21 protein-coding genes and 1 pseudogene are annotated in these 26329 nt (G+C 32.2%); all 22 read left to right on the forward strand.

Annotation, left to right across the window (positions count from 1 at the left end; translation table 11 throughout):
* Nucleotides 1–424: 424 nt before the first annotated feature.
* A complete protein-coding gene (gene mnmE, locus N5E64_RS12290) occupies nt 425–1822 on the forward strand; it encodes a tRNA uridine-5-carboxymethylaminomethyl(34) synthesis GTPase MnmE (protein ID WP_280037765.1) in 1398 nt (465 codons plus the stop codon).
* Between the two features lie 219 nt (nt 1823–2041).
* On the forward strand, nt 2042–2452 hold the full coding sequence (locus N5E64_RS12295; protein WP_280037767.1) for an excisionase family DNA-binding protein: 411 nt from the start codon (nt 2042–2044) through the stop codon (nt 2450–2452).
* 6 nt (nt 2453–2458) lie between these two features.
* A complete protein-coding gene (locus tag N5E64_RS12300; protein WP_280037769.1) occupies nt 2459–3565 on the forward strand; it encodes a site-specific integrase in 1107 nt (368 codons plus the stop codon).
* Nucleotides 3566–3567: 2 nt separating this feature from the next.
* Complete coding sequence (locus N5E64_RS12305; protein ID WP_280037770.1) at nt 3568–4635, forward strand: DUF6617 family protein; 1068 nt, start codon at nt 3568–3570, stop codon at nt 4633–4635.
* A 106-nt stretch (nt 4636–4741) separates the two neighbouring features.
* On the forward strand, nt 4742–5044 hold the full coding sequence (locus tag N5E64_RS12310; RefSeq protein ID WP_125350790.1) for a helix-turn-helix domain-containing protein: 303 nt from the start codon (nt 4742–4744) through the stop codon (nt 5042–5044).
* A complete protein-coding gene (locus tag N5E64_RS12315) occupies nt 5044–5355 on the forward strand; it encodes a helix-turn-helix domain-containing protein (RefSeq protein ID WP_280037771.1) in 312 nt (103 codons plus the stop codon). The genes N5E64_RS12310 and N5E64_RS12315 overlap by 1 nt, the downstream gene beginning before the upstream one ends.
* Nucleotides 5348–7588: a DUF3987 domain-containing protein gene (locus N5E64_RS12320; RefSeq protein ID WP_280037773.1), complete on the forward strand. Its 2241-nt coding sequence runs from the start codon at nt 5348–5350 to the stop codon at nt 7586–7588. Before N5E64_RS12315 ends, N5E64_RS12320 begins: the two co-directional genes overlap by 8 nt.
* Nucleotides 7589–7744: 156 nt before the next feature.
* A complete protein-coding gene (locus tag N5E64_RS12325; RefSeq protein WP_280037775.1) occupies nt 7745–8074 on the forward strand; it encodes a hypothetical protein in 330 nt (109 codons plus the stop codon).
* Nucleotides 8071–11730 (forward strand): DUF6079 family protein, encoded by a 3660-nt coding sequence (locus N5E64_RS12330; RefSeq protein ID WP_280037776.1) that lies wholly within the window; start codon nt 8071–8073, stop codon nt 11728–11730. The genes N5E64_RS12325 and N5E64_RS12330 overlap by 4 nt, the downstream gene beginning before the upstream one ends.
* A 42-nt stretch (nt 11731–11772) precedes the next feature.
* On the forward strand, nt 11773–12315 hold the full coding sequence (locus N5E64_RS12335) for a hypothetical protein (RefSeq protein ID WP_280037777.1): 543 nt from the start codon (nt 11773–11775) through the stop codon (nt 12313–12315).
* A 15-nt stretch (nt 12316–12330) separates the two neighbouring features.
* Nucleotides 12331–12717 carry a helix-turn-helix transcriptional regulator gene (locus tag N5E64_RS12340; RefSeq protein ID WP_280037778.1) on the forward strand — a complete coding sequence of 129 codons (387 nt, stop codon included), beginning with the start codon at nt 12331–12333 and terminating at the stop codon, nt 12715–12717.
* 1 nt (nt 12718) lies between these two features.
* Nucleotides 12719–13150, forward strand: a complete 432-nt coding sequence (locus N5E64_RS12345; RefSeq protein ID WP_280037780.1) for a hypothetical protein — start codon at nt 12719–12721, stop codon at nt 13148–13150.
* Between the two features lie 14 nt (nt 13151–13164).
* Entirely contained in the window at nt 13165–15843 is a 2679-nt protein-coding gene (locus N5E64_RS12350; protein ID WP_280037782.1) for a DNA methyltransferase, read from the forward strand.
* 8 nt (nt 15844–15851) lie between these two features.
* Nucleotides 15852–18623 (forward strand): helicase-related protein, encoded by a 2772-nt coding sequence (locus tag N5E64_RS12355; protein ID WP_280037783.1) that lies wholly within the window; start codon nt 15852–15854, stop codon nt 18621–18623.
* The gene (locus tag N5E64_RS12360; RefSeq protein WP_280037784.1) at nt 18613–20073 is read left to right on the forward strand and encodes a PglZ domain-containing protein; all 1461 of its coding nucleotides are present in this window, start codon (nt 18613–18615) and stop codon (nt 20071–20073) included. Before N5E64_RS12355 ends, N5E64_RS12360 begins: the two co-directional genes overlap by 11 nt.
* A complete protein-coding gene (locus N5E64_RS12365; protein WP_280037785.1) occupies nt 20063–20686 on the forward strand; it encodes a hypothetical protein in 624 nt (207 codons plus the stop codon). The genes N5E64_RS12360 and N5E64_RS12365 overlap by 11 nt, the downstream gene beginning before the upstream one ends.
* Nucleotides 20687–20797: 111 nt before the next feature.
* The gene (locus N5E64_RS12370; RefSeq protein WP_280037786.1) at nt 20798–22816 is read left to right on the forward strand and encodes a Piwi domain-containing protein; all 2019 of its coding nucleotides are present in this window, start codon (nt 20798–20800) and stop codon (nt 22814–22816) included.
* Between the two features lie 76 nt (nt 22817–22892).
* On the forward strand, nt 22893–23768 hold the full coding sequence (locus tag N5E64_RS12375; protein WP_280037788.1) for an Abi family protein: 876 nt from the start codon (nt 22893–22895) through the stop codon (nt 23766–23768).
* A gap of 262 nt (nt 23769–24030) precedes the next feature.
* Nucleotides 24031–24360, forward strand: a complete 330-nt coding sequence (locus N5E64_RS12380; RefSeq protein ID WP_280037791.1) for a metalloregulator ArsR/SmtB family transcription factor — start codon at nt 24031–24033, stop codon at nt 24358–24360.
* Nucleotides 24361–24417: 57 nt separating this feature from the next.
* Nucleotides 24418–24885, forward strand: coding sequence for a DUF6428 family protein (locus N5E64_RS12385; RefSeq protein ID WP_280037789.1), 468 nt, complete (start codon nt 24418–24420; stop codon nt 24883–24885).
* A 28-nt stretch (nt 24886–24913) separates the two neighbouring features.
* Entirely contained in the window at nt 24914–26038 is a 1125-nt protein-coding gene (chrA, locus tag N5E64_RS12390; RefSeq protein ID WP_125350836.1) for a chromate efflux transporter, read from the forward strand.
* Nucleotides 26039–26042: 4 nt separating this feature from the next.
* Nucleotides 26043–26329 (forward strand): annotated as a pseudogene (locus N5E64_RS12395) (protein-tyrosine-phosphatase); the annotation flags it as partial.

Genomic DNA, 26329 nt, shown 5'->3' on the forward strand with positions numbered 1-26329 from the left:
TTTTTTATTTAAATACTACTACAAGTAATACCAAAATAGATATTACAATAAGTACATCTACAAATTTAATTCTAAAATTACCAATTCCAAAACCTCTTTTTGTAGCATAATTTTTCTTTGATGACATTATAAATTCCAATTTCTAAAAGAAATACTAAAAGTGTGCCAATTATCTATCAAAATCTAATTTTTTATAAGTTGATGATAATTTAGAATCATAGGATTAAAACCATTTGACTAAAAATTTTAATTTCATGATCCTCAAATTCTTTCCCAATAGCATCAGATGTAGCAGTAATTAGTTCAGGTTAAAAAACATCCCTTTTTAAGTATTAATATATTAACAGTAAATATTTTTACATTTTAAAAAATTATCATATAAATTATAATTTTCCAACAACTTATTATGTTGTAAATTTGCCTTATGCTAAACAACGATACAATTTGTGCATTGGCAACTGCCAATGGAATGGGCGCTATAGCGGTTATTCGTATTTCTGGACCAGAATCAATTTCTAAAGTTGCTCAGATTTATCAATCAAAATTTAATGCCACTAAATCTTTGAATGATGCCGAATCGCATACCATACATTTGGGTTATGTGATGAATGGAGATACCATTGTTGACGAAGCCTTATTTTCTATTTTTAAGAATCCATATTCGTATACAGGCGAAGATGTAGTAGAAATTTCGACACATGGATCAATTTATATACAACAAAAAGTATTAGAGCTTTTAAATAAAATAGGCATTCGAAATGCCAATCCAGGTGAATATACTTTCAGAGCCTTTTGGAATGGTAAAATGGATTTAACACAAGCAGAAGCTGTTGCTGATCTTATTTCTTCGGATTCTAAGGCTTCGCACGAAATTGCTATCAAACAAATGCGTGGAGGATTCTCTAATCAAATCAAAGATTTAAGAGAACAAATGATCAATTTTGCAGCTTTGATGGAATTAGAATTGGATTTTTCTGAAGAAGATGTTGAATTTGCAGATCGTACACAATTTTATGATTTATTGAATAAATTACAATCCATCTTAAAACGTTTAGCTGATTCTTTTGCTTTTGGAAATGTTATCAAAAATGGAGTACCAGTAGCTATTGTTGGTGCGCCAAATGCAGGGAAATCTACTTTATTAAATGCATTATTAAACGAAGAACGCGCCATTGTTTCGGATATTGAAGGAACAACACGTGATACGATAGAAGAAACTATTTACATCGACGGCGTTGGGTTCCGTTTTATTGACACAGCTGGTATTCGTGAAGCAGGAGATACGATAGAACGTATTGGAATCGAAAAAACCTTTGAAAAAATAGACAACGCTTCGATTATTATCTATTTGTATGATGCCAATATTACTGCTGATAACCAAATTGCCAATCAATTGGATGACTTGCAACGTAGAGGAAAAATCTTGTTTAATGTTGCGAATAAAATTGATGTAACGAATAACGAATCGGCTATCTCAGCAGCTATCAAACAAGAATTTAAAGATGTTGTTCATTTAGAAATCTCGGCAAAAGATCAGTTTAATATTGATGCATTGAAAGAAAATCTGATTCATCAGATTAAATTAAAAGGAACAAATCAGGATGACACAATCGTTACTAACTCTCGTCATTTAGAAGCGTTGCAAAATACACTTTCTCAAATTGGAAAGATCAAACAAGGTATGGACATGGGACTTCCTGGAGATTTGTTAGCCATGGATATCCGTGAAGCTTTGACTTATTTGGGACATATCACAGGTGAAATTGATGTGGATCAGGATATTTTAGGGACCATATTTGGTAAATTTTGTATCGGGAAGTAGTTATCTTTCTTTTGTTTGTTAACTACCTATAAATGTTATATTTAAGAGCAACTATGTTGCTCTTTTTTGTTGCCTAATTGCTTTATTTTGATTAAATTTGATGTACAGTTGTTGCCCAAGCATCAAGTTTGTTGCCCAAAGCACATCAAAATTATAGTATGGAGAAATGATGCACCAACTAGCTACATCAAGCTACTTTGTGCTACAATTAGCAACATTATGAGTACGAACATCAAAATACCAAAATTCTGCCAATTCTGTGGACAAGCCTTTGTTGCCCAAACCACCACTACTCGCTATTGTAGCCACAAGTGCAATTCTAGACACTATAAGCAAATCAAGAAAGAAGAAAAAATAAGAGCCACATTAAGTGAGCAAATTCAAAATGCAAGTTCTGCAAATCCCGAAACCTTGCAAAGTTTGCAAACCCTACAAAAACTCCCAATCCAAACAACCAACTTTATCAATCTTAGAGATAAAGAATTCCTAAGCGTACAAGAAGCCGCTATTCTTTTAGGTGCTAGTCGTTGGACAATTCAAAGAATGATTAATCGTAACGAATTAAAAGCCTCTAAAATTGGGAGAAGAACAATAATAAAACGTACCGAAATCGATAATCTTTTTAAATGATGAATTATGAAAGTATCTTTAAGACAACGCAAAAAGGGCAACAAAATAACCTTGTACCTTGACTATTACGACAAAGGCAAACGTGAATACGAATATTTAGGTTTGTACCTAACACCTGAACCAGAAAAAGGAAGTTTGACTAAAGCCCAAAAAGATGAAAATAAAAAAATCTTAGAGTTAGCAGAAAGTATCAGAAGCAAAAGACACTTAGAAGCACAAAATCAAATTTATGGTTTTAGAGATAAGGAAAAGCAAAAAGGAAATTTCTTAACATACTTTGAAGCACTAACAGAAAAGAAGAAAGCCAGCGTAGGTAATTATGGCAATTGGGATAGTACCAAAAAACATTTACAAGCGTACGATCCAAAAGGTGTTTCATTTGAACGATTAGACAAAGACTGGTTAGAAGGTTTCAAAGATTATTTAGATAACGTAGCCATTACTAAAACAGGTGAACCTATATCTTTAAATACAAAATACTCTTATTTCAATAAAGTTAGAGCCGCATTAAAGCAAGCATTAAAAGAAGGATTGCTAACATACAATCCAGCCGAACAAGTTCAACCATTTCCACAAGATGAAGTTCAAAGAGAATTTTTATCTTTAGAAGAAGTTCAAACTTTAGTGCATACACCTTGTAAGAATGAAACACTAAAACGTATGTTTTTATTCTCGTGCCTTACAGGATTGCGTTGGTCAGATATTGAAAAGCTAAAATGGTCAGAGGTACAATATTCAGAACAGTTAGGTAATTTCTTACGCTTCAAACAACAGAAAACCAACGGTGCAGAAATGCAACCTATTTCCGAAGATGCTCGAACATTTTTAGGCGAAGAAGGTAATCCAAAAGATAACGTGTTTACAGGGTTTAAATATGGCAATTGGAACAAAACCTTATTAAAAGATTGGATGACCGATGCAGGTATCAAAAAGCACATTACATTCCATTGTGCAAGACATACTTACGCTACATTACAATTAACGCTGGGTACTGATATTTACACCGTATCGAAGTTGTTAGGACATAAAAACCTATCCACAACCGAAATATACACTAAGGTTATTAATGAGAAAAAGATTGAAGCCGCTAACAAAATAAAACTGAACCTTTAATTATGGATTTGATTGTATATAGAAATATCCTTTATGGAGTTTTAAAACCTTGGCAACAAGACGATGCGAACGAAAAGTTTTTTAGACAAAATCTAAATCCAGACTTTGTCAATCCAGCTGATCCTTCAACATTTTACGAAGCCTTGAAAGAGCTTTTACCGACTTATCGTGAATTGTACGATGAAGATGGATTAGAGGTGTATGAAACTCAACCAGATACAGAGGTAGAGTATACAATCAAAAAGCCAATGATTAATATTCAGTTGCAAGAACCATTTTCTGCTACAAGTAAATTCTATTATTACTTATTACAGAATGAAACGACACGAATCAGTAACAGAATTTACTATTGCTTCAATAAAGACATTAACGAAACCAACAAAAAGGAATTAATCCAAAATGTTATAAAATCTTGTAAAGATTTACTTTTAAGAATTGGCACAGACAAGAGTTTATATCCTACGGATAAATTAACAGATTATGTAATCGACCTATTGGTTAAATGTATCGTTCGTTTACTAAAGGAAGTCGAATTACTTTATCCTTCCTATACCAATCAAATAAAAACAGAGCAATACGAGATATTCTCTGAATTGCTTCACGATCATTTCGAATCTTTCGAAACGGATACTACCACACCAACATTCCAAGAGGCTAAAAATGCTATACTTCAGATTGATGACTTTAAACTCGAAAAATCAGACAAACTATCTTTTGGCTTCAATGGAAATAAAGAAAGTCTTAAATCTGTAATAATGGCTTTAAATAGAGAGGTATATCTTTTAAATGAAGATAAAACCTCATCAGATGATTTATTAAGTGTGCTTACCTCTAAAGATTTAAAAATTGGTGCGCCACAAATTCATTTAGATTGCGAAACCACTCAATTTGCTTATATCGTTGATAAATTAAAATCACATTTTCATAACCTTACACCTACAAGTATCGAGAAAACCAATTTGTTTTATTCTAAAAAAGGCACACTATTAAAAAGGAATAATTTATATAAAAACAACAGCAATTATCCTAAAGAACAAGATACCATTGATAGAATTATCAAACAATTATAAATAAAAACAGTAAGATGAGTAAGATGTCTTAGTAAGACGTTACTATCTTACTTTTTACCCTTTTATTTCTCTAGAATTTTGACTCATAACATTAAAATATAGCGTTATGAGTTCAGAAAATTTAATCCTAGAAAAGCTTGCTCAATTAGAAGGTAAAATTGAGGAGCAAAATTTATTGCAAAAAGAAGTATTAACGTTTAACGATGTGTGTAAGTATTTAGACATAAGTTCTTCACACCTTTACAAACTAACTTCTCAAAAGCAAATTCCACATTTTTGTCCACAAGGGAAAAAACTCTATTTCAATCGTACCGAAATAGACCAATGGTTAATGCGTAACAGGCAAGAAACTACGGAAGACATCGAAACAGCTGCAGCTAATTATTTAATCAAAAACAAACGTAAATAATGATGAGCTTTTATAGATTTTCCGAAGAAGAGGTTCAACAGATTATGGATCGTTTAGATCAATTATCTATCGAGGTTAAAAAGAAACAACGTACCGAACCCGACCAAGTCTTTTACGATAATCAGGAGTTTCTCCAGATTATGAATATTAGCAAACGTACTGCCGCTTATTGGCGAACCGAAAACATTATTACCTATTCACAAGTAGGCAATAAAATCTACTACACTTTAGCCGACATCTTAGAGCTATTGCAACGTAGTAAAATTCCAGCTAACAATTCCATTAACCTTAAATCTATTAACAATGACTAGAGTATCAATTTTCCAAAACTTCAATAATCCTGTACAAACCATTACATTACAGGATTTAATCTCAAACATCAAAACAGGTACATACCAAGAAGATGTAAACACCATTCGTATGGCTATTGGAATGGGAAAACCCGAAAGAGCCGATGAATTAAAAAAGAACCTTTTAGCTTTCACGCCATCAGCAACCTATTCTGGTGGCAGAAAGAAAGAGTTTATTCAAGAATACAATCAAATCATTCATTTAGATTTTGATAAAATTGATGAAGAAGATTTAATTCAAATTACTACACAAACCGCATCTATTTCGTATACCTTAGCTTGTTTCAGAAGTCCAAGTGGTAATGGTTTAAAAGTATTTATTCAAGTAGATAGCCTAGTACAACACCACGACTTAGCATACAAACAAGTACAAGAATATTACGAAAAGCAATTAAGTATTAATGCTGATCCTAAGTGTAAAGATGTTACAAGATTGTGTTTTGTATCGTTTGATGAAAACGCATATTATAATCCATTAGCTACAATATTTGCTGTCAATACTGAAGCTAAAGAAAAAGTTGTCAATCAATCGGTACAAATGACGAGTAGTAATGCAGATGATGTATTTCAATATTGCGTAGAATTTACAAATAAGATTATCCAATTCGAAAAAGGCAATCGCAACAACTATGTATATCAGTTAGCGTGTAATTTAAACCGTAAAGGCATAAATCAGTTAGATGCAGAACAATTCATTTTGCAAAACTTTCATCACGAAAATCAAAAAGAATTCATCAAATCTATTGAAAGTGCATACAGAAATCAAGCACACGAGTTTGGTACATTTGCAAATACTGCAAACTTTGTAAACTTGCAAAAAGACAGTCCACCTGATAAAGAACCAGTGTATGATGAGGTAGATTATCTTAAAACCACACCCACAATTCCTGCTCATATCGTCAATTATTTACCCGAATTATTAATTGAGGGTTGCGAAGCGTTTAAGGATAACGAACGCAAACGTGATGTATTTCTTACAGCTGGACTAACTATTTTAAGTGGTTGTTTACCCAATGTTACAGGTATCTACCATCAAGAAAGAGTGTACCCGCATTTGTTCTCATTCATTATTGCTCCTGCAGCAAGTGGAAAAGGTGTGCTTAAAAATGCCAAACGTTTAGGCGATAAAATACACGAACGTTTTGTGAATAAATCGAACGAAGCTAAAAAAGCATTCGAAATAGAAAATGCAGAATACAAAACACTATTAGCCAAACGCAAAAAAGACGATGCTATTCCCGAAAAACCTGTTGAGCCAAAATTCAATTTATTGTTTCTACCTGCCGATACCAGCCAAGCAATGATGATGAAAATGCTTCAAGACAACGATGGTAAAGGCATCATTTGCGAAACAGAAGCCGATGCAATGAGTGGTGCAAACAAACAAGACTGGGGAAATTACTCGCATATTATGAGAGCAGCTTTTCATCACGAAAAAATTTCAGCAGCTCGTAAAACCAATAATGAATTATTAGAAATTCCGAATCCTCAATTAGCCGTTTCATTATCAGGTACTCCCGCACAAGTGCCCAAATTAATTCAATCAGCAGAAGATGGTTTGTTTAGTAGGTTTATGTTCTATGCCTTCAAAAATGAAATTATATGGCAAGACCCATCACCTAAAAAAGGAGGAATTATTTTCAACGATCATTTCGAAAAGTTATCCAACGATGTGTTACAGGTATATGATTTTCTAGACCAACACCCTACCGAAGTACAATTAACGCCCGATCAATGGCAACAATTAAATGTAGTTTTCAGTAAACTATTAACCAATACCGTATTATTCAATAGTGATGATACCTCAAGTATTGTTTTCCGTTTAGGATTAGTATTGTATCGTTTCTGTATGATTTTTACTGCCTTGCGCAAAGTGGAAAATGGCGATTGTTCAGAAGTGGTGGTTTGTACAGATGAAGATTTTTTAGCAGCATTAGAATTGATAAATGTATATCTAAATCATAGCATCTTAATGTTCAATAATCTAGCAAGTCAGTCAGAACCGATTACCTACAAAATGGGCAATAACAAAAAAGCTTTTTACGAAGCATTACCACAATCATTCCAGCGTAAAGAAGCAATAGAATTAGGTGCAAAACACAGTCTATCAGAACGTTCAGTAGATGATTTTCTTAAAAATTCTGTACCCAAATTATTGTCAAAAATTAAAACAGGATGTTATGAAAAAGTTTAGTTTACTATTTCCATTTTTAATATATTTGAATTTTAACATTTTCTATTATCCTCCATGAATACTTGTAAAGATAAAATAGTTAGTTTTTTAAATTCATATCCTAGAAATCGGTTGATAATTAGTAAGAACCATTTCAATCTGAAAGAAATAAATTGGATGGATATTGGGAAATTATTAGCATTGGAATTAAGTAATTTGGATAAGAAAAAAATAGTTTTCAAAATCAATCAATTACTTGATGATATTATAGTAAAAAACAAAACTCAGCATAAGGAATTCGGTGAAACAATTGCAATTGAAAATATCGGATTACTCCTTGAACCTGAATTGAAATTTAACGTAGAAAAATTTTTATCAGATTATTCTCAAAACAATACATTGATATTAAAATGGGAAGGAGAAATTGATACCAATCAACTTTATTTCCTAACAAAAAATGATAACCATAAAATAGACTTAAATAACATAAGCCACATCGTAATATGAAATACAATGAACTAATTAGTTTTGAACCCATAACAGAAGTTGTTAAGTTCAACAGAACTAATGAATCAGCATACCAACAGAATCTTGTAAAAACATTCGTTTTCTCATCTACCTTCAAAGATATACTTATTCCTTTGATGGTCCGCAATCTAGATTTAGAATATACAGAAGAAAGCTTCGGTTTACAAGTTGTAGGTAACTACGGTACCGGTAAATCACATACCATGTCTTTAGTTTCTTTGATTGCTGAAGATGAATCCTTAGTAGAATTAGTACAGGACGAAAAAGCTAAAAACGAACTAAAAAAGATTGCAGGTAAATTTAATGTTCTACGATTTGAATTAGGACATACAATTTCCTTATGGGAGATTGTAACATACAAATTAGAGGAGTATTTAGAATCAATTGGGGTATCATTTTCTTTTGAGAGTCTTGGAGCTAAATCATTTTTAGAAAAGCTTCAGCTGATGATGGCAGAATACGAAGAGAAGTTCCCAGATAAAGGACTTCTTATCGTAATAGATGAGATGCTTGCTTACCTTAAAGGCCGTTCAGGATCACAAGATTTGAATCAAGACTTAGCAGTTCTTCAAGCGTTAGGGCAAGCTTGTGATAAGTCAAAATTTAAGTTCATTTTCGGGGTACAAGAAATGATTTATCATTCTCCAGAGTTTCAGTTTCAATCAGAAATGTTACAAAAGGTAAATGATCGATACAAAGATATTTTAATCACAAAAGATGATGTGTCTTTCATTGTAAAAAATCGTTTATTACGTAAAGACGAACATCAAAAACAAAAGATTAAGAAACACTTGGATAAATTTTTACCATTCTTTACGGATATGAATGCCCGTACAGAGCATTATATAGATTTGTTCCCTGTACACCCAAGTTATTTCGAAAATTTCGAAAAAATTAGAATTGGTAAAAGTCAACGTGAAATTTTAAAAACATTATCCAATCAATTCAAAGATATATTAGATCAAGAGATACCATCGGATAATCCTGGTTTATTGACCTATGATCAATACTGGAAAGATATCTCGAATGATCAATCTATGATGTCTGAGCCAGATATCAGAAAAGTGAAGGAAGTAACTGATACGGTTTACGATAAAATCGAAACCTACTTCACTGGGGTTAGAGGTTCTAAAAAAGATATTGCAACAAGAATTACCAATGCTTGTGCTATTAAAATTATTCAACACGAATTACAAAAGCAAAATGGTACCAATACCGAGTTATTGGTAGATGATTTATGCTTAACGGATAAAAATGCTTTTGATAGAGATTTCTTAATCGATATTATTGATTCTGCAGCCAACCAAATCATTACAGCAACTTCTGGTCAATATTTCGATAAGAATAATGACAACGGAGAGTTTCACCTTAGAATTGAAGGGGGAATAAATTTCGATCAGAAAATCAAAGATTATGCAGCAACAATGTCTGATAATCAAAAGGATGAATACTTCTTTAAATTCTTAGAAGTAAACCTTCCACTTGATTATGATACGTACAGAACAGGGTTTAAAATTTGGCCTCATGCAATCGAATGGCAGTCGCATAAAATCTATCGCGAAGGATACATCTTTTTTGGTAATCCAAATGAGAAATCAACGACACATCCGCGCCAACATTTCTATATGTATTTTATGCCAATTTTTGATGATACTAAAAAAATCAAAAATAACGAAGAGGATGAAATCTATTTTACTTTCGATAATATTTCGAAAGAATTTAAAGAGTACATCACTTTATATGGTGCAGCTTTAGCGCTAGAAGTAAGAGCAGATAGTTCGCAAAAACCAATTTACCGTCAAAAAATTGATGAATTAAACAAAAAAGCGAGAGATATTTTTAACCAAGAGTTCGTTCAAATTACACAAGTAGAATACCAAGGTAAAGTGTTACCACTTAACGGCTATCCTTTACCGGGGCAAGGTGCTTCTAAAGAGCAAATTTTTTCTACGGTGGCTTCTATTGTTTTTGAGCCTTGGTTTAACGACGAAAGACCAAACTTTCCTAAGTTTAGTCAATTAAATACGCCAATAACTAAAGACAATTACGATAAATTAATAAAGCAAGCTTTAACTAAAATTGCCAATCCTGAACGTGCGGACAGAGAGGCTGAAGGTCTTTTAGCAGGTCTTGGTTTATGGGTGCCTGGTCGTTTAGATTATAGCCACTCACCTTATGCTCAATCTATCGTAAAGTTATTAAAAGATAAAGGAGACGATAAGGTTTTAAATCGGGATGAAATCATTGAGTTCGTAGAAAAGAGCGTTGATTTATGGTTATCGAAAGATTTTAAAATTGAAGCTGAATTAGAATTTGTGGTCTTGGCTACTTTAGCCGCTTTAGGCGAATTAGAAATTACATTACATTCGGATAAAGTGATCAATTCAACAAACTTAAACGATTTAAAAACCATCCAAAAAGAAGATTTTTGGAGCTTTACGCATGTAAAAAGACCAAAAGGTTTAAATCTTGCTGCAATTAAAGAAATGTTTATTGGGATTGTAGGACGAGATTTAAGCGGACATTTAAGTGATCCATCAACTTACACTCATTTAGTACAAGCTTCTTCGGATTTAGCGAAAAAAACCGTTGCTTTATTAAATAAAATTCAGAATGGGTATGTATATAAAGGTATTGAAATCATAAGTCCAGAACAAGCTTCTAAATACCGTCAAAACTTTACAGCATTCAGCGGATTTTGCGACAAGCTACAAAACTATACTTCTGAAGCAAAAATGAAAAACTTTGCTTTTTCTACAGAAGAAATTACACGCTTAATGCCTTATAAAGAGCAAGTGCTTGAAGTACAAAAATTATTAAATCAAATCACTGATTTGGATCAAGAAGTTTCTTATCTACAACAAGCTAAGCAATACATTACAGAGGAAAGTTTAAAGAACGAAGTAAACGAGCATTTAAATAAATTGCCTCAGATTGTTCAAGAAAATGACAAAGCAGCTTTAGTACAATACAAACAAGAGCTTTCTGCTTTAAAAGAAAAGTATGCCAATTGGTATTTGGAGCAGTATTTAAAATGTAGAATCAGTCAAAGAGAACATACCGATAAAATGGCCATTTTAGATTCGGATGAACACTCAATCGTTCAAATCTTAAAAGAGGCAGATTATATTTCGTCTTCTCCATACTTTAAATGGATGGAGCAAATTAATAAATTACAAGTAGCAGATAGCAAAGTCAATAAAGAAGCTGTGCTGAATGTTCCTTTTCATGATTTCAATCCGCATGAGTACATCAATGTTAAAGAGACATCTGTAAAGCAATTAAAACAAGACCTATCGGATATTCTTGAACAATGGAATCAATCGTTATTGGAAATTTTAGAAGATCCAATGGTGAAGAAGAAAATCAGTTTATTAGATGAGACGGAACAAGAGATTCTAAACCAATTCAAATCAGGTGCGGTACAACTTTCTAAGTCGAATGCGTTAAGTATCCGCAATGCCATTACCAATTTGCATAAAGGGTTAGAGAAGGTAGAGATTGGCTTTGATGAATTAAAATCGTCCTTTACAAAACCATTAACGCCAGACGAAGCCATCGAAAAGTTTAAAGCTTATGTAGATGGTCTTGCAAAAGGGAAAGAGAGAGATAAAATCAGAATCATCATGAAGTAAAATTCACTTTAAAGTGAATTTTACTTGCTAATTAACTTATAAGTGAATAACTTTGCAGAAATAATTTGGGTAAACACATATCGTAAGGTAACTTATTATACAGTTGCTGTGAATGATGGTATTGCATTGTTCGATGCTTTTGTGGATAAACATACCGATGAAAATAAAGAAAAATTAAAACATATTTTAGCTTGGATTAAAGTCATTGGTGATAAAATTGGTGCTCAAGAACAATATTTTAGAAACGAAGCAGAAACAGCCCATGCATCCGCTTTACCTCCTCAAGGTGTAAACAAAGAACCGGTTTATGTGGAATACAATGAGGAAACAGGTACTGAGGAAAATAAACCAAATAATCTAAGGTTATACTGCTTGAGAGCTAATGAATATGTAGTTTTTCTATTTAATGGAGACATTAAAACGGCGGAGAAAGCGCAAGAATGTGAGAATGTTAGATCACATTTTAAAATGGCAAATAAATTGACTGAATTAATAGACGTAGCATTTCAAAATAAAGAAATTCGTTGGATTAATGATTATACAGAAATAGAAGTAGATGATGATTTTTTACTTCAATGGGATTAATATAAAACAGAGCGCATGAAAAAGTCAAATCATAATATTTCAGATTGGTTAGACCAATACGGTGATCCAGAAATTGATAAGTTCGTTGAGAAAAACTTAGCAATTACCGAAAAAGTACGTGTTGCAATGGAAGCTAAAGGATGGAAATCCCAAGACTTAGCAAAAGCAATGGATAAAACGCCATCCGAAGTATCTAAATGGCTTTCGGGTATGCACAACTTAACGCTAAAAAGCATCATCAAAATGGAGCAAGCGTTAGGTATCTGTTTAGTACATACCGAGCCAATCAAACAATACGAATACGTGTATTTGGGTACGATCAAAGGTGCGGAAGACTATGCACAAAAGGTAAACGATTACCAAGAATCTTATGCAGATCAAGCATACGAAATTGCCTTGTAACATGGAAAATAAACTAAAAATAGATGCAGATTTGATTCACTTATTTCACTTGGAAATTCGTGAGTTTAATATCAATACGCAAGCTTTTAAAAATACAGTCGATCATAAACTGAACATTGCACATCGTTTAATGCACAATTTAGAAGATAAAAGGCTAAAATTAGACATGAGTTGCTCATTCCGAAATGATTCGGAAGAGCAATTATTGCAATTAGACATGGAGTATCATTTTCTTATCGAAAATTTAGAAGATTTTTATACCATCAACGAAAAAGGATTACCTAAATTTTCTGCAACCATTATTGCAACCATTTTAGGCATTGCGCTTTCTACGACAAGAGGTATTCTTTTCGAAAAATTAGCCAACCAAGGCATCCATAACATCATCATTCCTGTAGTTTCTCCAATGAAGATGCTAACGAATAACCAATAACCCAATTCTTACACATGACATTAGATTTATTCCAAAAAGAAGATCAACATAACAATGGTCCAGTAACCGTCTTAGGCAAAACATTTGCCAACGACGAAGAAAGACGTGCGTATTTCCGTGAAGAGTTACGCAAAAAATTACCAGAATTAAAAGAGATAGAAGGTTTCCCAATAGGGGACGATGAGGACATCATCAACTTATCCGATCCTCCATTTTATACCGCTTGCCCCAATCCTTGGATCAACGATTTTATTGCAGAATGGGAAGAGGAAAAAAAACAATTAGAAAAAGAAGGCAAACGGGTACCTGATTTTGAAGTGTCAGAGCCATATGCTGCCGATGTAAGTGAAGGGAAAAATGATCCACTTTACAATGCACATTCTTATCATACTAAAGTACCACCTAAAGCAATTATGCGTTATTTATTGCATTATACTCAACCAGGTGATATAGTGTATGATGGTTTTGGTGGATCGGGTATGACTGGTGTTGCATCAAATAATTTATCTAGTGAGAATGAAGTAAAACAACTTGGCTTCGACGTTCAAAAGGGAAATGTTTTATCAAATAATAATGTTATTAGTAAATTAGGAAAAAGAAATTCAATTATATCTGATATCTCCCCTGCTGCAACTCATCTATCGTATAATAATTCATCAAGTTTCAATGTTAAAGAATTCGAGAATCATGCTAATAGAATATTAAATAAAACTATTAAAGAGTTCGAATGGATGTTTCAAACAGTTGATCCAATAGATAATAAATTGTATGATGTAGAATATTTTGTTTGGAGTGAAATTTCAACTTGCTCGTCATGTGATGGGGATTTAATTTTTTCACAAATTGCATTTGATGAATCTTATAATTTAAAAGAAGAAATACTTTGTCCAAAATGTAATTCTCAAGTTGATAAAAGAAAGCTAGTTCCTCAGTATGAAACAGTATTTGATAATGTACTTAAAAATGTAGTAGAAAATCCTAAACGAGAAGTTGTATTAATCTGTTATAAGAAAAAATCAAAAAAACACTATAAGAAACCAGATTCTAGAGATATTGAATTAATTGATAAAATTAATCAATTATCAATTGATTTTAGGTCAACTTATGAAATTCCTGATATGCAAATGATGCGTGTAGGTAGGATGAAATCGTCAAAAATTGAATTTACACATCAGTTTTTTACTAAGAGAATTTTGTATATAATTTCTTATATGTGGAATGAAGCAAATAAAATTGAAGATAAAAGGATAAAAGAAATTATTCGTTATTGGTTAGATAGCCATTTTGTTAATTTATCGTATAGAAATAGATATAGACCAAATGTTTCATTTCCATATAATCCAATGACAGGAGTGTTTTACATTCCGATGATGTGTTCTGAACCTAATCCATTTGTAGCTTATAAAAATAAAATAAGAAAAATCACTACAGCATTTATTGATTATATCGACTCTTTTTCAATATTGAGTACTAATTCAGCAGTATTGTCTCAAATAAATACAAATTCAATAGATTATATATTTACAGACCCTCCTTTTGGGGAAAATATATATTACTCAGATTTAAATTTTTTTACCGAAAGTTGGTATAAAGTATTTACTGAAACTAAAACAGAAGCAATTGTTGATAAAGTTAAAAACAAAAACGAATTTGTATATAATGATTTAGTAACTAGTTCATTCAAAGATTATTTTAGGGTTTTAAAACCAGGTAATTGGATGACAGTTGTTTTTTCAAATACTAAAGCTTCTATTTGGAATGGTATTCAGTTAGCAATAACAAATTCAGGTTTTGTAATTGCTAATGTTGCAGCGTTAGATAAAAAACAAGGTACATTTCAAGCTGTAAATACTACTACTGCAGTAAAACAAGATTTAGTTATCTCATGTTATAAACCTTCATCAGAATTCGATACCAAATTTCAAGCATCGCAACATTCACCAATGGGCGTATGGGATTTTGTAGAAGAGCATTTGTCGCACTTACCAATTCATTTGGTAAAAGACAATGCCACTACAGCGGTTGTAGAGCGTAGTGCAAAAATTTTATTCGACCGTTTAATTGCGTTTTATGTACAACGTTCATTGCCTGTACCTATCGATGCAGGTAAATTCCAAGAAGGCTTAAAAGAACGTTTTGTAGAGCGCGATGGCATGTACTTTACGCAAGAACAAGTAGAAGAATACGAGCGCAAGAAAGCAGAAGTTCCAGAGTTTATCCAAATGAGTTTATTTGTCGGTTCAGAGCAAGATGCCGTTTATTGGTTACGCCAATTGTTAGAGAAAGAACCGAAAACAGAACAAGACTTACATCCATTATGGATGCGCGAAGTAGCGGGTAATATGCGCAAAGGAGATAGCTTACCAGAGATGCGCCAAATATTAGAAGAAAACTTCTTAAAAGACGATACGGGGAAATGGTATGTTCCGGATATTCATAACGCCGCTCAAAAACAACAATTAAGAGAGAAACGTTTATTAAAAATATTCGAAGACTATAAAACGGAAGCGGCCAAACCAAAAGGTAAGCTAAAAGAAGTACGTGTAGAAGCCCTACGTGTAGGGTTTAAACAATGCTACCAAGATAAAGATTTTAAAACGATAGTAACCATAGGCGATCGTATTCCAAATAATTTATTAATGGAAGACGAGGTCTTATTACAATTCTACGATATTGCTTCTGCAAAAATCTAAATTCTACGATGCTGTATCAAAACCAACCCTGCGAACTCATAGGAACAAAAGAGGTATTCGGGCATAAAATTGCCTGGATACGTCTTTTAGAAAATAATACATTCATAGAAGTTCCTTTTCAAGAACTACAAGAAGACGAGCAAACCATCCACCTGCCACATATTCGTTATGTGGCTTTGGCGGCTAAGATAAAAGATGAGGTAGCCAAGAAAAATATCCTTGCACCTTACGAAAGCAGTTTGGTGCCTTTGCCACATCAAATCTTAGTGTTAGAGAAAGTAATGCAAGCCGAACAAAATCGTTTCATGCTGGCAGACGAAGTGGGAATGGGAAAAACCATCGAAACAGGACTAATCCTGAAGGAATTAAAACTAAGAGGCGAAATCAAACGGGTATTGGTTATCGTTCCCAAATCCTCTATGCTGCAATGGCAAGCCGAGTTAAAAGAGCATTTTAACGAGGTTTTCCATATCTACGATTCAGAAATGATTACTTCTTTAGCACGTACTTTTTCAAACATCAACGCCGATGAAGAGTTTAACTTTTGGCGTCAACACCACCAAGTCATTGTTTCTACCGATGCGTTAAAACCATTAGACCGTAGACAAGGCTGGACACAAGAACGCATAGACGAATACAACCGTTACCGTATGGATGCGGTTCTGAATGCCGATTTCGATTTGGTGATTATAGACGAAGCACACAAAATGGGTGGAGCCAATGCCTTAGTTTCAAGGTATGTATTGGCGCAAGAATTGTGCAATGCTGTACCAAATGTTTTGTTATTAACGGCAACACCACATAGAGGGAAAGCAGATCATTTCAGACGTATTTTACAATTATTAGATCCAGATGCCTTTGCTGGTGATGGTTTACCGGAAATTTCAGAATTAGAACAATATGTAATCCGTACAGAAAAAAGAAATGCAGTCGATTACGAAGGAAATAAATTGTTTAACGAACGGTTCACCTACAAATTGGATGTGTTGCTGGATATAAACAAACATGCCAAACAAATGGCATTGTACCAAGCGGTAACCCAATATGTCATCAAAGGTTTCAATACTGCTAAACGTACTAAGAATAAAGCAACAGGTTTAATTATGATTCTTTTCCAACGTTTGGTAAGCAGTTCTACTTTAGCCATTCTATCCGCAATGGAAAAGCGATTATACCGTTTGCAAAATAATTTGTTAGAGGCAGATAACGAATGGTCTGATGATTATGAAACGGCTACTGAAGAAGAATTAATCGACTTAGATTTTGAAGGAATCTATTTTAATGCTTCAGAAGGTTTAGAAGATGAAGAAGCGATTTTAGTTCAATTAATCGCTCAAGCAAAAGAATGTTTGGCAACAGAAATTGATGCCAAAGCAGAAGCGCTATTAAAGAAATTTGAAGCCTTACAACAGGAAAAAAACGACACCAACCTTAAGATTTTGGTGTTTACAGAATTTAGAACGACTCAAAAAATGTTAGTGGATATCTTTTCTAAAAAAGGATATCAAGTGGCATTTATAAACGGAGGCCAAGATTTAGATGAACGTAAACGGGCGCTGGTTTCTTTTAAAGCAGATAAACAAATTCTTATAGCAACAGATGCTGCGGGGGAATCGTTGAACATGCAATTTTGCCACGTGATTTTCAATTACGATTTACCTTGGAATCCCATGATGATCGAACAACGTATTGGTCGTGTAGACCGTATCGGACAAAAACATCCTGTACAAGCCTTTAATTTACTAACCAACAACAGTGTAGACCAAAGAGTTTATGAGGTAATTGAAGAGAAGCTTACCAATATTTTAGAACAATTTGGAATTGATAAATCATCGGATGTATTGGATTCAGCAATTGATATGAAAAAGGTCAATCAATTGTATTTACAAAGTTTATTAAACCCGGAACGATTTGATTTTGCAAGTGATAAATGGATTCATGAGATTAAAAGTAAATTAAAAGAGTTTAAATCTACAGAAGGTATTTTACCTTTAGTTCAAGAAGAAGAAATTGAGTATAAAAAAGCAGCGGATGTAAAACACAGTCCATTGCCTATTTGGTTAGAAAATTTATATACCACTTATGCGCAAATTAAAGGTACTTCTTATACTACAACGACTTTAGGTTATGCTATTTTAGGTGAAAATGGGCAAAAGAAGAAAATTACTTTTGATCCAGAAGTAGCTTTAAATAATCCAGATGTAGAGCATATTACCTTACAGCATGACACTGTAAGAAGTTTATTAAATCAACTTTCTGAATTTTCTATCGAGAAAGGCATTCCTGTTGTAAAGTCGAAAGAATCAGATGAAACTTCTGGTTATTGGAGTTTATGGCAAGTAAGCGCTAAAAATCAGTTAGATCAAAAGTTAGATTACATCAGTTGTTTTGTGGCAGATAATGGCAAACAATATACGGCTTATGCCAACGATATTTGGTCAAGATTAATGGGCTTAAACGATAATTTTTCGTTTCAATCTACTTTACACCCTGAGAATTGGCAAGATATCCAAAATAAAGTGAATGAGGTATTATACGAAACATTCAAAAAATTAGAAGCGGAATTGATTGAAAATTTGGATAAAAAATTAAAAAATAAAGAAAACGCTTACAACGTACAAAAAAGAAGAATTGAGAAAATAGGAATTGAAAACATTAGAGAATCTAAACTAAAACGTTTAGACCAAGAACACAACAACTGGTTATCAAAAATGAAAGAATATCGTAATGTTATTCCTGGTTCTAAATTATTGATGACAATACGCATAGATGGAGAATAATTTCATATACCAAATCGCAAAGGATTTAAAATCTTATCATTCAAAAGTTCTTCGTGTCGAAAATTCTGATGGATTTTTAAAACGTAAAGATATCATTGCTGCTTTAAAGAATTTTGGTATTGAAGTAGTATGTGGAACCAATTTAGAGTTACGCATCCAATATGAATTGAGAAATGAGGAAGAATATTGTGTTTTGATCAGTGAAGATAATAATGGTTTTTTACCAGATATTACAGCAAATTCTTCTGCATTAATATGGTCTTTAGAGCATTATTTCAATTTTTTACATGTACCATCTATAAAGGATTTAGATATAAAATTATTGAATAAAATTTTCAAACAAGAGGTTTTTATTCCATTAAATAAAGCAGATACTGTAAAATTAATTGAAAAATTACGTTCAGAAAGCCTCATAGAAAACGAGGACGAACAAGAAAATCAATTAGTTGAAATTATTAAAGAAACACTAGCAGATACACCCATTAATTGGAATACCATTGCACGTGATATAGCTGAGTTAATCAAAAGAACTATCAAAAAGGGAACTTTAAATAAGTATGCCGAACTAATTACAGAAGTAAATGAATCTTTCCAAGTAGAATTGGAAGTGAATTATAAGCACATTAAAAATTCGAGTGCTGTAAAGAAACCTAAAATAGTATCTAAAGTTTTAGATCATTTAGCTTTTAATTATATAAAGGACAAAATAGCATTAATTGTAGTCGATGGATTAGCCTATTGGCAATATGTATTGCTGAAAGAAAAGTTAGATGTTGAAGCTACTGAGCAAACCATTTATTCGTGGATTCCTTCTATTACACAACTTTCAAGACAAGCAATTTTCAGAGGATCTAATCCTTTAGTGGAATATAAACAGGCTCCTGCAAATGAAAGAAAAATGTGGGAGAACTATTGGATATCAAAGGGAATTCCTAAGCATCAAATCACCTATTTTCATAGTGAAAGCTTAGAAGAAAATAACCTAAACTATTCTAAAATTGCGGTTGTATATAAAGAGTTAGACGATAAAATGCACAGTTCCGATGATTATAAGGATTTATATGATTTGACAATGAATTGGATAGAGAAAACGTCACTATTTAATGACATAGAACTATTAATAAAAAACAATTTTAAAGTATTTTTGACAACCGATCACGGCAATATAGAAGCTAAATCTTGGAGATCATTAGTAGGGAAGGAAAAATTAGGTACCAATAAATCAGGTAGTCGAAGCGAACGACATATTGAATATACAGATACCTGGTTAAAAGATGAACTATTCAATAATAACCCAGAACTTATAAATTTTGTAGTATCTGAAGAAAACGCGCTCTATTTCAAAAATAACCTTAGTTTCTCTAACAAGGATACTTTAGTAACTCATGGAGGAGCACATGTTTTAGAAGTGCTTATTCCATTTATAGAAATTAAAAATAATGAAGAGTAAATCCATAGATATCAATCAACGTATACCTTTAGATGCTTTGCATGTTGCATTACAGAGCTATCTTGGTGGGGAGTATGATGAGCAATATATCTTAGAACAATTACACCTTGATTTTACAGGAGAGAATAGAATTAAAAAGTCATTACGAATCATCAATAAAATAATTTTAAAAAATCCCTTAGTACCTTATGTAGATCAACATAAAGAAGAGATTTTAAATGTTTTGAAAAGAAAAGATGATCGAAATTTAATATTAATTGCTTTATTGAATGCATCGTTCCCGTTTTCATTTGACGTATTACGAACATTCGGTAAATATTTAGCGGTACAAGACCTAGTCAATACAGAAACGATTTCTAAAAGCATTTCCAATGTATATGGTGGAAATAGAGCCACTGAAATTGGATTATATAGCGTTATACCAATGTTTATTGAAGCAAACATTCTTCATAGACCAAAGCAGGGTTTATATGAAGTAAATAAACAATTTCATTGTACATCTTCCCTAAGCATAGATTTATACAAAGAATCATTAAAATTCAACGCAGAATTAAATTCATTTATCTGGGATGAGTATTCGGAACCGTATTTGATTTTTAGTAAAAATTATTAGTATAAATATTTCTAAAAGGAGCAAAAATTTGCTCCTTTTTTATTTCCCTAAAATATTGTAAGTTAGTTGTATACATTCAGTACCGATAACTCTAATTAATTACGATGAAATATGCAGCAACTAACGATAAACCTAATACCATTAGAAATCAATAACGCTACTTTACAATGTAGCTTTTATACAGAGAAGTTCGAAGGTTCATATCCATTACACAGAAGCGAATTACCTTGCGAAATTTGGGACAATCACAAAGAGGAGATAACAAGTCAATACTACTATACTTCCTTTGAAATTGGGCAAGATGCTGCATTCACCACAACCATAGATTTATCCAAATCAACCAAATTTGCGAAGCATTATTATACGCAACAGCTATTGCGTTATATTTCGCCATTGGTAGATGCGGTAAAACTAAACTTTGTAAAAGACATCGAAGTTTGGATGAAGAACACCCAACTATCTAAAACAGAGTACACCACTTACGATAAATACACGTTAAAAATAGAATATTCATACCTCATCAATAACTTAGCGTTATTAATAGCGTATGATGGCGTATCTAAGGTAGCTACACAATCCATCAACACATTTAATATTCCAACCCATCATTTCAAAAAAGTAATATTCAGAAACGAGATTTTAAGTTTCGATAAACTACATAACGAAGCAAAATTACATTTGGAAGAAGTATATCCAGTGCTAAACATCGGACTAAAAAACATTTTAGGAATAGAACATACGATTGATAAATCAACCAACAGATACAAAACCTATTATCAGTTAATCAATGATTTTAAGAAGAAATATGTAAACAACAGCACATTAAGTTTTATAAATCCATCAGATAACTTTTACCCAATACCAGCCGAAAAGGTATATGCTACGCATTACCATTCCAATAATTTAAGGTTTGGCAAAGACAAAGAAATAGATCCAAAAATCGGCATCAAAAAGTTTGGGCCTTATCAACCAAGCCCACATCAACACGTGAAGTTCTTTTTTATATATCATCAGCCTGATAGACAAGAATATGTAAAACCTTTATACACTTATTTTACCGAAGGTTATAAAACATTTTTTCCACCATTGGCCACACATATTTGTCAACCATTCCATATGGATAAAGATACCAGCTTGGCATACACCAATATCAATACAGCTTTAGTAGAATTAAAGCAACATCTCATACATTTCAAAAAAGAACCCAATACACGTTATGTAGCCATCTATGTAAGTCCTGTTCATAAAGAATCCGAGCAAGATGTACAGTTGTATTACCAAATCAAAGAGGAGTTATTAAAACAAGATATTTCCTCACAAGTGATCTATAAAGAAAGCATCAAAAACAATTATTTCGGAGCATTCTTAGAGAATATTACACCTGCTTTATTAGCCAAAATAGACGGTATTCCTTGGCGTTTGGATAGAGAGCTAAAGCAAGAATTAATCATTGGTGTAGGAGCTTTTAAATCGGCTCAATTCAACACACGTTATGTAGGCAGTGCATTCTGTTTTAATAACAAAGGAGAATTCAAAGGATTTGATTGTTTCAGAAATAACGAAATAGATTTAATAGCAGGTGCAATAGAAAAACAAGTGCTAAAATTTGTCGTAGATAATAACAACCAAGCCCAACGATTAATCATTCATTATTACAAACCATTAGGAAAGGATGAACTAGACCCAATACAGCAAACATTAAAACGGTTAAACTTAAATATTCCAATCATTATCATTTCCATCAACAAAACAGAATCATCAGATTATGTAGCATTTGATACCAATTCAACAGAATTAATGCCAATAAGTGGTACGATATTGCAAATAAGCAAACTCAAATACCTTTTGTACAACAACACAAGATATTCAGTAGAAGGCAAACCAATAGCATATCCGTTTCCAGTAAAATTAGCATTATACTGTACAGACAAAGACTATTTAGAGAACGTCAACAACGTAAAAGAATTAATAGACCAAGTCTATCAATTCAGCAGAATGTATTGGAAATCGGTAAAGCAACAAAACTTACCTGTAACCATCAAATACCCAGAAATGGTAGCACAAATATTCCCACACTTCGAAGGCGACAAATTACCCGACTTCGGAAAAAACAACCTGTGGTTTTTGTAAATGTAATTTACTGACAAAGAAATAATATCTTGTATATTTATAGATTTAATCTCCAACTAAATGATTGTGAAAAATAATGGGAAATATTGTCAATAGTATTAATGACCAAATACAAAAATTTAAAGATAGAAAGTTAAATATAAGCTGTTACGAAGAAAGTAAGCTTAAAGAAATACTATTGGATATAGGATATTATAGATTAGGATTTTATTGTTATTACTATTATGATAAAAACAAAAATGAATTCGATCAAAATATTAAAATTTCAGATATTGTCAATCTATATTATCTAGATATTGACTTAAAATATTTACTATTAAAATACATTAATCGTATTGAAATTAATTTTAGAACAAAGTTGATTTACTATGTATCAATGAAATATAAAGATAATCCATATTGGTACGTAGATGAAAATATAATGAGTGAAGAATATGTAAAGGATTTTAAAGAGAAGATTTATACTGAAAAATTCAAAACAGAAAATTTAGCTTTAAAAAAACATCACGAAAAACCTACAAGTGGAGATTATGCACCTTGCTGGAAAGTATTTGAGTATTTAACTTTTGGTTCGATAATAACGATTTTTAATAATATTAAAGATGAGGAAGTCAGACAGAGAGTTTGTGATAAATATAATATTAAGCATTTAAATAAGTTCAATTTGCTTTTAAATTCAGTTAGATTAATTCGTAATATTTGTGCGCATAGTGGTGTATTATTTGATTATTCATTGCCTAAAAGTGTTAGTACAATACCTCAAATAAACTTTAATAAAGGCGATAGAAATTCTTTAGATACATCGATAAAAATAATAGGTTTTTTTATTGAAAATATTTCAGTGAATCGCTATCAAGATTTCCAAGATGAAATTAAAGACTTTTTTGAAACTAGAAAGAAAGATACTGTATTAGCATCAGTGATTAAGGATAGAATAAAATATTTAGATTAAAATATACTACTTATCAAATTATTTGTATATTTGCACTACAAAGTGCCTCACTCGACAAGCTCATTTGGTGCACTATAAAAAAATATTCAGCTCGGTTTTTATAGCCGAGCTTTTTTTATGTCTACAATAAAACGGCTTTTAGGTTTCGGATAAATTGAAGTTTTGTCCATTCTAATCTATGGATATAAGTAGTAATTCTTAATTATATACTATTGTTTCATCAAATATTATATCGTAATATTGCAATGATAATAATTCAATGATGGGAACAACTAAATCGGAAATCTTCACTGACGAACAAAATAAACTAGCTACTTTATTCAAGGTATTAGGACATCCTGCTCGTGTGGCTATTATTCAGCATATCATCAAACAAAATGCGTGTATCTGTACGGATTTGGTGGATGAATTAGGTTTGGCACAAGCCACCATTTCTCAACATTTAAAAGAATTAAAAAGTATCGGAATTATTCAAGGTTCCATCGAAGGAAAATCGGTTTGTTATTGTATTGATGAAAAGGTTTGGGCTGCAATTCAAAATGAATTTTCTAACTTTTTCAATCAAAATGTCAAAATAGAGAAATGCTGTTAAGGCGTTTTTTTTGAAATAAACCATCGTAATATTACGATTAATAAATAATATAAGAATATGAAACTTTCAGAAATCAAAGAAATCTTACCAACATTAGAAAATGTTGAATTTCAATTAGAGGATGCTACTTTCGTGCCAGAGCATTTCCACGTTACAGAAGTGGGAGAAATCACAAAGAAATTTATTGATTGTGGTGGAGTTATTAGAAATGAAAAAGTAGTAAACTTTCAACTATGGAATGCTGATGATTACGAACATCGTTTAAAACCAGGTAAATTATTAAACATTATTCGCTTATCCGAAAATAAATTAGGAATTGAAGATGCCGAAATCGAAGTAGAATATCAGTCGACTACAATTGGTAAATACGATCTTGAATTTAATGGAAAACATTTCATTTTAAAAAATAAAAAAACAGCTTGTTTAGCCGAAGATGCTTGCGGTATTCCCGTTGCAACTGAAAATAAATTTAGAGTAATAGAAGAAAAATCTTCTTGTTGCACACCTAATTCTGGATGTTGCTAATATTATATTTTTGTCTATAAAAATCAATATGGATCAAAAGATACAAATTAAGGAAATTGCGAAATTATTTTTTAAACTCGGTGTAATTGGATTTGGTGGCCCTGCAGCTCATATTGCTATGATGCAAAGAGAAGTGGTCGTGAAACGGCAATGGATGAGTGATCAGCATTTTTTAGATTTATTAGGTGCTACCAACCTCATTCCTGGGCCTAATAGCACTGAAATGGCAATTCATATCGGTTATGATAAAGGTGGATGGAAAGGTCTATTAGTTGCCGGTCTATGTTTCATATTTCCAGCAGTTTTGATTACCGGAATTTTCGCCTATTTCTATCAGAAGTACGGACAAATCCCAGAGGTTTCACCTTTTTTATATGGAATAAAACCTGCCATTATTGCAATTATAATTGGTGCCGTTTATCCATTGTTTTTAAAAGCGATAAAGAATGTTTACCTAGGTGTTTTAGCAATTGCTGTATTAGTCTTATCACTTTTAGGTATCAATGAAATTTTTTTATTAGTTGGAGCTGGCTTTTTTATGCTTTTAGAAAAAAAATTTCGCCAACTTCACTCCATGAAAAGCTTTGTTCCTTTAGCTTTATTTCCTTTATTTAATGGATCGTTTCTGTCGACGATAAACCAATCCTTATTTTGGACATTTTTAAAAATAGGATCAATTTTATACGGAAGTGGCTACGTTTTGTTTGCTTTCTTAGATACCGAGTTGGTAGATAAAGGATTACTCACGCGAATACAACTGATGGACGCAATTGCGGTTGGACAATTTACTCCAGGACCTGTTTTTTCATCTGTAACTTTTATTGGATATCAAATCAACGGACTTTCGGGTGCTATTGTATCTACTTTAGCCATTTTTCTACCCTCATTTATTTTGGTTGCATTGATACATCCTTTAATGAAGTTTATAAGAAACAATGATTCATTTAGTACTTTTTTAAATGGGGTCAATGTAGCGTCTGTAGCAATTATCCTATCAGTATGTATAGTTATGGGGAAAGAAACTATTACCGATTGGAGAACTATTGTTATTGCGTTGATTAGTGCTGTAATAGTTTTTCAATTCAAAAAAATCAATAGTGCTTTCATTGTATTATTGGGTTCCATACTAGGCTACTTAATTATTCAATTTTAAACTAATGCAAAAACAATTATTTAACACTATTCAGAATGATGTTCTGAATCAAGAAATTTGTGAAGACAGAAAAGTAGTTTTACAACCTTTAGTTTTTTACATTCAAGAGAAAGTCAATGATAAGCAGACAATAAATCTCAATTTCATTTGCTCGCACAATTCACGTCGAAGTCATTTAGCACAGATATGGGCACAATTTGCTGCTGCTTATTATAATATCCCAAATATCAATTGTTATTCAGGTGGTACACAAGAAACAGCATTGTTTCCAAAAGTAGCTGAAACACTAAG

It is taken from the genome of Empedobacter sp. GD03739, from assembly GCF_029843245.1.
Classification (GTDB): Bacteria; Bacteroidota; Bacteroidia; order Flavobacteriales; family Weeksellaceae; genus Empedobacter; species Empedobacter falsenii_B.